General features: G+C 66.4%; 7 protein-coding genes. All 7 read right to left on the minus strand.

The features are described 5' to 3' along the window. Window positions 1–220: 220 nt before the first annotated feature. A complete protein-coding gene (gene dnaB, locus U9977_RS23100; protein WP_322751387.1) occupies window positions 221–2,818 on the minus strand; it encodes a replicative DNA helicase in 2,598 nt (865 codons plus the stop codon). A gap of 679 nt (window positions 2,819–3,497) precedes the next feature. Continuing rightward, complete coding sequence (gene rplI / locus U9977_RS23105) at window positions 3,498–3,944, minus strand: 50S ribosomal protein L9 (RefSeq protein WP_322751388.1); 447 nt, start codon at window positions 3,942–3,944, stop codon at window positions 3,498–3,500. An 11-nt stretch (window positions 3,945–3,955) separates the two neighbouring features. After that, on the minus strand, window positions 3,956–4,192 hold the full coding sequence (gene rpsR / locus U9977_RS23110) for a 30S ribosomal protein S18 (protein ID WP_131749434.1): 237 nt from the start codon (window positions 4,190–4,192) through the stop codon (window positions 3,956–3,958). 95 nt (window positions 4,193–4,287) lie between these two features. Next, a complete protein-coding gene (locus U9977_RS23115; RefSeq protein WP_322751389.1) occupies window positions 4,288–4,875 on the minus strand; it encodes a single-stranded DNA-binding protein in 588 nt (195 codons plus the stop codon). Window positions 4,876–4,888: 13 nt separating this feature from the next. Beyond that, on the minus strand, window positions 4,889–5,209 hold the full coding sequence (gene rpsF, locus U9977_RS23120; RefSeq protein WP_322751390.1) for a 30S ribosomal protein S6: 321 nt from the start codon (window positions 5,207–5,209) through the stop codon (window positions 4,889–4,891). A 196-nt stretch (window positions 5,210–5,405) separates the two neighbouring features. Beyond that, the gene (locus U9977_RS23125) at window positions 5,406–6,818 is read right to left on the minus strand and encodes a hypothetical protein (RefSeq protein ID WP_322751391.1); all 1,413 of its coding nucleotides are present in this window, start codon (window positions 6,816–6,818) and stop codon (window positions 5,406–5,408) included. Continuing rightward, window positions 6,815–8,638 (minus strand): glycosyltransferase family 87 protein, encoded by a 1,824-nt coding sequence (locus tag U9977_RS23130; protein ID WP_322751392.1) that lies wholly within the window; start codon window positions 8,636–8,638, stop codon window positions 6,815–6,817. Before U9977_RS23130 ends, U9977_RS23125 begins: the two co-directional genes overlap by 4 nt. Between the last annotated feature and the right edge of the window lie 233 nt (window positions 8,639–8,871).

Consider the following 8,871-nt stretch of genomic DNA (forward strand, 5'->3'; position numbering starts at 1 on the left):
AGGTATCGACGACCCCACCGTCCCCGGCGCGGTACCGCGCCCGGACACGACGGACGCGCTGCCCAGGATCGCCTGACATGACAGTAATCGTCCCAAAACGATCAGGCGACAGCCGATCGACACGCCGACGGACTTCTCACCGAGATGTCGGAGACGACAAGTAGACGACAACCCATCCGAGAAGACGACATCCCTTTTGAGAACCTACAACGAAGCTCGGTCAGCTGGCCATGTCGACGAAACGGGAGTAGTGGCCCTGGAAGGCGACGGTGACGGTGCCGGTCGGGCCGTTACGGTGCTTGGCGACGATCAGGTCGGCCTCGCCGGCGCGAGCTGACTCCTTCTCCACCGCATCCTCCCGGTACAGCAGGATCACCGCGTCCGCATCCTGCTCGAGCGATCCTGATTCGCGAAGGTCGGAGATCTGTGGGCGCTTGTCCGCACGCTGTTCCGAGGCACGGTTCAGCTGGGAGATCGCCACCACCGGGACATCCAGCTCCTTGGCCAGCAGTTTCAGTGAACGCGATATCTCGCTGACCTCCTGCTGGCGGCTTTCCGTCCGCTTTGGCGACGACATGAGCTGCAGATAGTCGAGAACAATCATCCGGAGGTCGTTGCGCTGTTTGAGCCGCCGGGCCTTCGCCCGAATCTCCATCATGGTCAGGTGCGGGCTGTCGTCGATGAACAGGGGAGCGTCCGCGACCTCGCCCATCCGGCGGGCAAGACGGGCCCAGTCGTCGTCGGTGAGCCGCCCGGTGCGGATGCTCTGCAGGGACACCCGGGCCTCCGCCGACAACAGCCGCATGGTGATCTCCATTCGGCTCATCTCCAGCGAGAAGATCACCGATGTCATCCCGTTACGGATGGACGCAGCCCGAGCAAGATCCAAACCAAGAGTCGAGTTGTGGGTCGGAATACACGTCCGGCCGGCCAGATAAAGATGATCTGCGTTATCGACCTCGACACAGCGAACTGGCACCGACCCAATAGGCCGTACCGCAGCGATGAATCGAGTGGATACAGTCGGATGGCCCGTCCACCGCAGTTTCTCCACCTTACGCGACAAACAAAAAACCTGCCGCTGTGGGGCAAAACTGATTGTGTAGCAGACCGAGCTTTCCGGAGTTCGCCCCTTGACATTCTTCGTGCTGACTGTGGCGCGACAGCCGAGGCTTTCTATCACTTCACGCGTATCGAAGGCAAGTCGTCTGCTGGTTACCGAGAACTGGGCTGTCGACCCATTTTTGTGAACCGTGCCGTCGGTGTCGAGCAGACCCGCAAGCAGATCACGACGCTGGCGTTCACTTGATCGCAGGTAGCTCATTGGTATGTGCTTGTTTCCGAGGACACCGAGCGCCCGGAGACGACCCTGGACTGTTCCGGCAGTCTGATGGCATGAAAGACACCGCGGACCGTAGCTGGTGACCGCGCTACCGCGGTCGACACAGCAGTGGGGCGCAAGCGGGGAGGCAAGGAATCGGAGCTTCCCACCGCATGACCGCCCGCAGGTACGCACATGGGGCATACGGTTACTGAACTGCACGCCACACACAAGACAACTACGATCTTCTTCATATTCGCATGGAAGCCGAAGCCGGTAACGGTACTTCACCGAAACCGACGGCTTGACGACATAACCGCGACACTCGATCTCCGCGATTATCTCCGGATCCGTGCTGGTGATACTCGCCGTGGCGCTGGTTCCGTCGCCAAGCCACACCCCGAGCACATATGGATCGATTGGAAGGTCCGTCTCCGGAAGATCAAAGGGCATGGCGTTTCGAACGGCATGGTTAAGGCGGGCATCTGCTGTCGGGCATCGAAGCGTCGCCGCGATCTCTTCCGTCGTCACCACCGCCGGCCCGACCGGTACGCGGGCGTAGGCGCTCCCCTGCTGCGCATAGTGTCGAGCCCGCCGTGTTTCGGTCAGCCACTGATGCGCGGCATCCGCGACGATGACCGTGCCATCCGAGAATTCGACCTCATAGCAGGGGCGGCCATGCATCACCTCTGTGGCCGCGACCACATGAGTCGGCTTACCGTCGGCTCCCAGCAGCTGGTCGCCGACGGCGACGTCGCCCATGGTCGTCCAGCCGGTCGGGGTCGCGAGCGGGGTGTCGAGCGCCAGTGCCTTGCCGACGGCGGGCCTGGCCGCAATGATCCACAACTGGCCACCGTGCAGCCCGTTGGTCAGCTCGTCCAGATCATTGAAGCCGGTGGGGACCCCGGTCAGTGACCCGTTGTGCCCCTGGATGGCTTCGATCTCCTCCAGGGCGGGGTTGAGCAACTCGCCGAGCGGGGTGTAGTCCTCACTTGAGCGACGTTCGGTGACCTCGTAGACGGCCGCCTGGGCGCGGTCGACGACCTCGTCCACGTCCTGCGCGGGGCCGAAGGCGAGCTGGACGATGCGGGTACCGGCCTCGGCCAGGCGGCGCAGGACGGCCTTCTCCGCCACGATGCGGGCGTAGTAGCCGGCATTCGCCGCCGTCGGCACGCTTGAGATGAGGGTGTGCAGGTACGCCGGCCCACCCACCCGTTCGAGCAGCTCCCGTCTGGCGAGCTCGGCGGCGACACTGATGACGTCAGCCGGTTCCCCACGGCCGTACAGGTCGCCGATGACGCCGTAGACGGTGCCGTGCGCGGGACGGTAGAAATCGCCCGCGGCGAGTACCTCCACCACGTCGGCAATCGCGTCCTTGGACAGCAGCATGCCGCCCAGCGCGCTCTGTTCAGCTGCAAGATCATGTGGTGGAGTGCGGTCGAACTCGACCGACCCGCCCGAACCACCCCGGGCGCGGTCAATGTCGGTCAGTGTCATGACCACCCCCCGTAGTGCCGCTCGTCGTGACCGCTCGTCGTGACCGCAGCTTGGACACACATCTCACTATCGAACATATGTTCGACCATCGGAGTGGCTTTGTCAATGTCCGACCGAGCGCCTCCGCACGGCCACCGCTCCCTCGATCATGGCTCCCCGATCATCGCTCCCCCGATCAGCGGCGCCCTACCGGCGGCGCCGACTGTACGGGGGAGCGACCCGAAGCCCCAAAGAGTTATCCACAGAACCTGTGGACAACGGCTGTGGATAAGACCGAACTCCCTGGGGAAAGCATCAGGACAAGTCCCCCGAAGCTGTGGATAGCCGATCGGAAAATAGATCGTCCAGGCCAATGTCGCGGTCTGGCAGGCGTCGGCGTCATCCACCGCCTGTGGACGAAAGAAATCCGTAGATCCAATCACCGCTGCCCCCGTACGGCCGGCGACTCACGTTGTGCATGGATCCGACTACGGACAGAAATACGAAGAGTGACCGCGATGTGGCATCAACCGGCCGGCATCGGCCGGCAGGCAACACCGCGGTCACTCATACCGCCCTACAGTCCTGTACCGCCATACAGTCCCGTACCGCCGTGCAGTCCGGACCTTCTCAGGTGGAACCACTCCGGCGGACGTCCTCAGGCAGCCATTCTCACGCAGACGTTCTCAGGCGGACGTTCTCAGGCGGACACGACGTCCAGACTGACGGTCGCGACGACGTCCGTGTGCAGGTGCACCGAGACCGTGTGGGCACCCAGTGACTTGATCGGCTTCGGCAGTTCCACCCGCCTGCGGTCCAGATCGGGACCGCCGGCCGCCGCCACCGCCGCCACCACGTCCGCCGCTGTCACGGAGCCGAACAGTCGGCCTTCCTTACCCGCCCGGCTCACCAGCTGGACGGACAGGTTGGAAAGCTGGCCGGCGATCTCCTTGGCATGCCCGAGGTCCCGGACCGCCCGAGCCGACCGGGCCCGGCGGATCTGGGCGATCTGCTTCTCGGCACCCCGGGTCGCCACGATCGCGTACCGACGGGGGATGAGGTAGTTGCGGCCGTACCCACCGGCGACCTCGACCGTGTCACCGGGGCTGCCGAGGCCGGGTACCTCCTGAGTGAGGATCAGCTTCATCGCCAGCCTCCTCAGCGAGCCGTCGAAGTGTAAGGCAGCAGCGCCATCTCGCGACTGTTCTTCACCGCGATCGCCACATCACGCTGATGCTGACTGCAGTTTCCGGTAACCCGCCGGGCGCGGATCTTACCGCGATCGGAGATGAACTTCCGCAGCAGCGAGGTGTCCTTGTAGTCGATGTAGTCGCTCTTGTCCTTGCAGAACGCGCAAACCTTCTTCTTCGGTTTGCGCACGGCCGCCTTGGCCATCGTGCACTCCTATATGTCTGTGGGTTCGACCGCAGGCCCGTTCCATTCGCGCATCCGCAGGCCACACGGGCCACTCGTGGTCCGCTAGCGGACCACTAGAACGGGGGTTCCTCGGAGTAAGCGCCGGCCGGTGCGGACCACGGATCCTCGACCGCACCGCCGCCGTATCCCGATCCGCCGCCGGCGGGCGCCGGGGCACCGTAGCCGCCAGCCCCGCCGCCAGCCCCGCCGGCAGGACCGCCGGGCGCAGGCTGCCCGCCGTACCCACCGGGCGCAGCCCCGGCACTCGGTCCGCCATAACCGCCACCGCCGGCACCACGAGCCGCCTTGACGACCTTCGCCGTGGCGTACTTCAGTGAAGGGCCGATCTCCTCGACGTCCAGCTCGACCGAGATGCGCTCGTTACCCTCACGGTCGGTCCACTTCCGCTGCTTGAGCCGACCCTGGACGATGACCCGGGCGCCCTTCTGCAGCGATTCGGCAACGTGCTCCGCAGCCTGTCGCCAAATGGAACAACGCAGGAACAGCGCGTCCCCGTCCTTCCACTCGTTGGTGGTCCGGTCGAGGGTCCGCGGCGTCGAGGCCACGGTGAAGCTGGCCACCGCGGCACCGTTGGGGGTGAACCGAAGCTCGGGGTCGTTCGTCAGGTTTCCGACCACCGTGATGACTGTTTCGCCGGCCATGAAGCCGCTCCCTTCAGGCCGCGATCTTGCGTCGGGGCTTCTTCTTCTCGGGAAGCCGGATCACCTTGGTGCGGATCACCGATTCATTGAGGACGAGCTGGCGGTCGAGTTCGGCGACCACATCCGGCTCGGAGTGCAGGTCGATGACGGCGTAGATGCCCTCGACGCTCTTACGGATCTCGTAGGCGAGCCGGCGGCGGCCCCAGACTTCGACCTTCTCGACAACGCCGCCGCTGGCGCGGACACCGGTCAGATACTGGTCGAGGGAGGGCGCGACCGTACGCTCTTCAAGATCCGGTTCGAGGATGACCATCAGTTCGTAATGCCGTGGCAAGGGTGAACCCACCTCCTGTGGACTCGGGCGGCCACGGAGGGTTCCGTGGCAGGAGGGACAGTGCCGCGTGTCAGAACGCCCGCACGTGCAACGCGCACGGGCCAACGAACGGCAACCTGGCAAACACTACTCGATCCACGTCGACCAGCTCGCACCCGCACCAGTGGCCGACACCGGTGGCCGACACCGGTCGCTCCTAGTCGACCCACTGACCCTGGGTGAAGGCGACGACAAAAGCGGCCATGACGGGCGCACACAGCCAGATGTAGGCCGGCCGCACCCAGGGACACCGGGTCGCGACCCGAGCGAGCAGCAGGTACATCGGGAAGGCCACCAGAATTGTCCGGATCCCCGAGGCGTAGTAGTTCGAGCTGCTCATCAGCAACGTCGCAACGCCGACGAAGGCAGCCTCACCGAGGCGCGCCGACCACACCAGCGCCACGGTCAGGACTACGCCGACGACCACGGCGGCCATCTCACCACGCCAGAACCAGGTCCACGCCGAGGACTGCGACGCGTCGAAGGCCCCATGCCAGGTCGCCCGCCATCCCACCCAGGGCCAGTCGATGTCCCGGTGCCAGCCGACCCGCATCGCCCAGGCGTAGGAGTCCCACCGTCCGGTGCGCACCCGTAGGTAGGTGACGAAGGCGAGGACGGGCAACGGAGGCAGCGCGAGCGCGAGTCCCGACGTCGCGAACACCGGTAGCCCCGCGCGTCGCCGGCTGACGACATACTGCACCGCCAGCCCGACGCAGAAGGGGATTCCGGTGACCCTCGTCGAGGCTGCACCGGCGCCGAGCAGGCCGGCGAGCCACCAGTGCTGGCGGCGGGCGGCGAGCCAGGACGTGGTGGCAAAACCGAGGAAGATCGCCTCCGAGTACCCGGCGCAGAGGAATACCGCATAGGGGAACAGCAGCAGCGCGAGGACCGCGAAGTCCGCGGCACGGCGGTCCTGGTCACCCGGACCAGCCCAGAGCCGGATACCGCCGACGGCCCGTCCGGTCCCACCGCGGGCTTGTCCGGTCCCGGCGGACATCGGTCCGGTCCCGGCGGACACCGGTCCGGTCCCACCGGACGACTGTTCGATTGACGCCGAAACCACCGGTCCGGTCGAGGTGGACGCTCCTGCGGCCGAAGTGTCATCGATCTGCATCTGCCAGATGGCCGCCACCGCCACGGCCCCCGCGACGAACGAGACCGCCATCCCCGCGACCGTCCAGTCACCGATGAACAGGTGGGCGAAGCGCATCGCGATCGGGTAGCCCGGAAAGTCCACCTCGGTGTGGTCGGTGTACATCGGGGACTCGTACCCGAACCGCGCGACCTTGGTGAACAGTCCGACATCCCAGCGGTTCCACAGCGCCGACACGCCCGGCAGATCAGCACCCGGTTGACCGGACAGTGCCCGGGATGTGGCCAAGGACAGCACGATGACCGTGACCCGACTGACGAACCAGATCGGCAGGGTCGCCCGGACTGCTTGCGGAATCCAGTTCAGCCACGTCCGGACTATGCCGGGCGCACCGGACCCGGGCAGCGCGGCCAGGCCGGAATCCGGTTGGGCGCGACCGGTCCGGTCAGGGCTGGGATCTTCCGATGGCACGGTCATGGACCAGCCCCGACGGCCGCCGCCCATCCGCCCGGCCCGGCCTGCGTTGCGTCCCGGTCCGTCGCGGTCGCGGTGTCCGCCGTGGCGCGCATGGCCCGACGACTGCGCCGGTCCGCCGCCCCGTCGAGCACGCCACCCGCCGGGTCGTCCGCTCCGGTGACGCGGACGACGTCCAGTTCGGGCCGCAGGATCTCGCGTACGACCAGCGAGGCGAACACACACAAGGTGAGGTCGCGGATGACGACGGCGCTCACGAACCAGCCACGGTCGATCCCGGACGCCCCGTTGGTGTCGTTGTAGACGAAGTGCAGGAACCGGGTGAGCAGCACATATGCCTCGCTCGCCTGCCAGGCCAGGAACGCCGGCCACCGTGGCCGGGCCAGCGCGGCGAGCGGTACCAGCCACAGCGTGTACTGCGGCGAGAAGACCTTGTTCGTCAGCAGGAACACCGCGATCGTGAGGAACAACAGCTGGGGCAGGCGCGGACGCCGGGGCGCGAACCATCCCAGCGCGGCTATGCCGAGAAGAAGCATCCCCAGTACGACTATCGAAATGAGGTTGAGTTTGCCGGTGGGGATGCCGTGCTCCCGGACATCGGTCAGCACCGCCGGGACACAGGCCGCGACCAGTAGCCACCCGGTACACGCCACCAGCACGATCGGCCATCGCCAGACCGGCCATCGCGACGTCGCCGCGATGGCGATGACGGCCAGCGCGATCCCGACCACCGCCATCGTGAGCAGGTGGACGGCGCCGAACATGTGGGTCGAAAAGGAGCTGGCCAGCCAGGTCGTGGCGAAGGCCAGGGAGTCCCAGTCCGGACCGCGCTCGGAGTTGAGGTCGACGAAGCGCAGCATCGCGTTCGTCCCGTCGCCCCAGTGGCCCCCGAGCTTGCCGAACCAGTCACCACCGGCCCACAGCGTCGTCCAGATGCTGTCGCCGACCCGTTCATCGCCCTTGAAGTACCCGGCAACCAGCCAGAGGGGCACCCAGACCGCCAGTGCGGTCACCACGGTCGCGACGAACGTGCGGACGAAGGGCCGAATTCTGCCCGCACGCAGAGTGAGCACTGCCAGCGGCAGCAGGAACAGCACCGGGTAGAACTTCGTCGCCGCTCCGAGCCCGATCAGGATGCCGGCGAGCGTGGGTGCTCGGCGTGACCAGGCAAGCAGGCCGGCGGCGGCGAACGCCACCGCCAGGATGTCCCAGTTGGTCATGAGATGGAGCACCAGAACGGGCGCGAGCGCGACCAGTGCGGCGTCGAAGGCTCTGGCCCTGCCCGCGGTCAGGGCCGTGGCGAACACCGCGACGCAGGCCGCCACCAGGAACAACAGAGCTGTGACGTCATAGAAGGTGGCTGTTCGATGATCGATCGTGTAGCTGGCCACAACCTGGCGGCCACCGTCGTCGCGGTACACCGGCTGCGACGGCGAGGCGAATCCGGCGACGGATGACGCGAACTGCATGGCCGCGCCGATCAGCGGCGGGTACTCGGTGGGGTAGTCGAGGAAGGGCCGCTTGCCGTTGGCCAGGCCCTCCTGGCCGTACAGGGCGACCACGTCGGAGTAGCACATGCGCGTGTACTGGTACTCGTGCGACCAGTTGCGGGTGTCGCGGCACGGTGCCTTCTGGGCGTAGGCCAGCAGGCAGATCAGGACGGTGAAGGCCATCAGGACCCGCAGTGGCGTCCACCAGCTCCGGTTGACACCGATGCGGGCGTGGGCCCCGGGCGGACCACCGATGAGCATGCTCGCACCGGCAACCACGGGATCCTCGCCCGACGGACTCACCCGTCGGGCGGGCGCCGTGGGACGCGACACGTCCGGATCCGTCCCAGGATGTGTCTCCCGGCAGCCATCAACCATGGGGCATTCTCACCCGACCAGCATGGGGCACCGAAACAGCATGGCTTCCATGCGGGGCGCGTCTCGCGCTCAGTGGTTGCCGCCGGACGTCATGAGCTCACTGCACAGACCCGGCCTGGAACGGAAGAATGTTACCGGTACCGCTGGTGGGCGATGGTCTGGCCTTCGGTGTCACTGTCGGTTGCACC

Source organism: Protofrankia sp. Cas8, from assembly GCF_963555845.1.
In the GTDB taxonomy this organism is placed as follows: Bacteria; Actinomycetota; Actinomycetes; order Frankiales; family Frankiaceae; genus Protofrankia.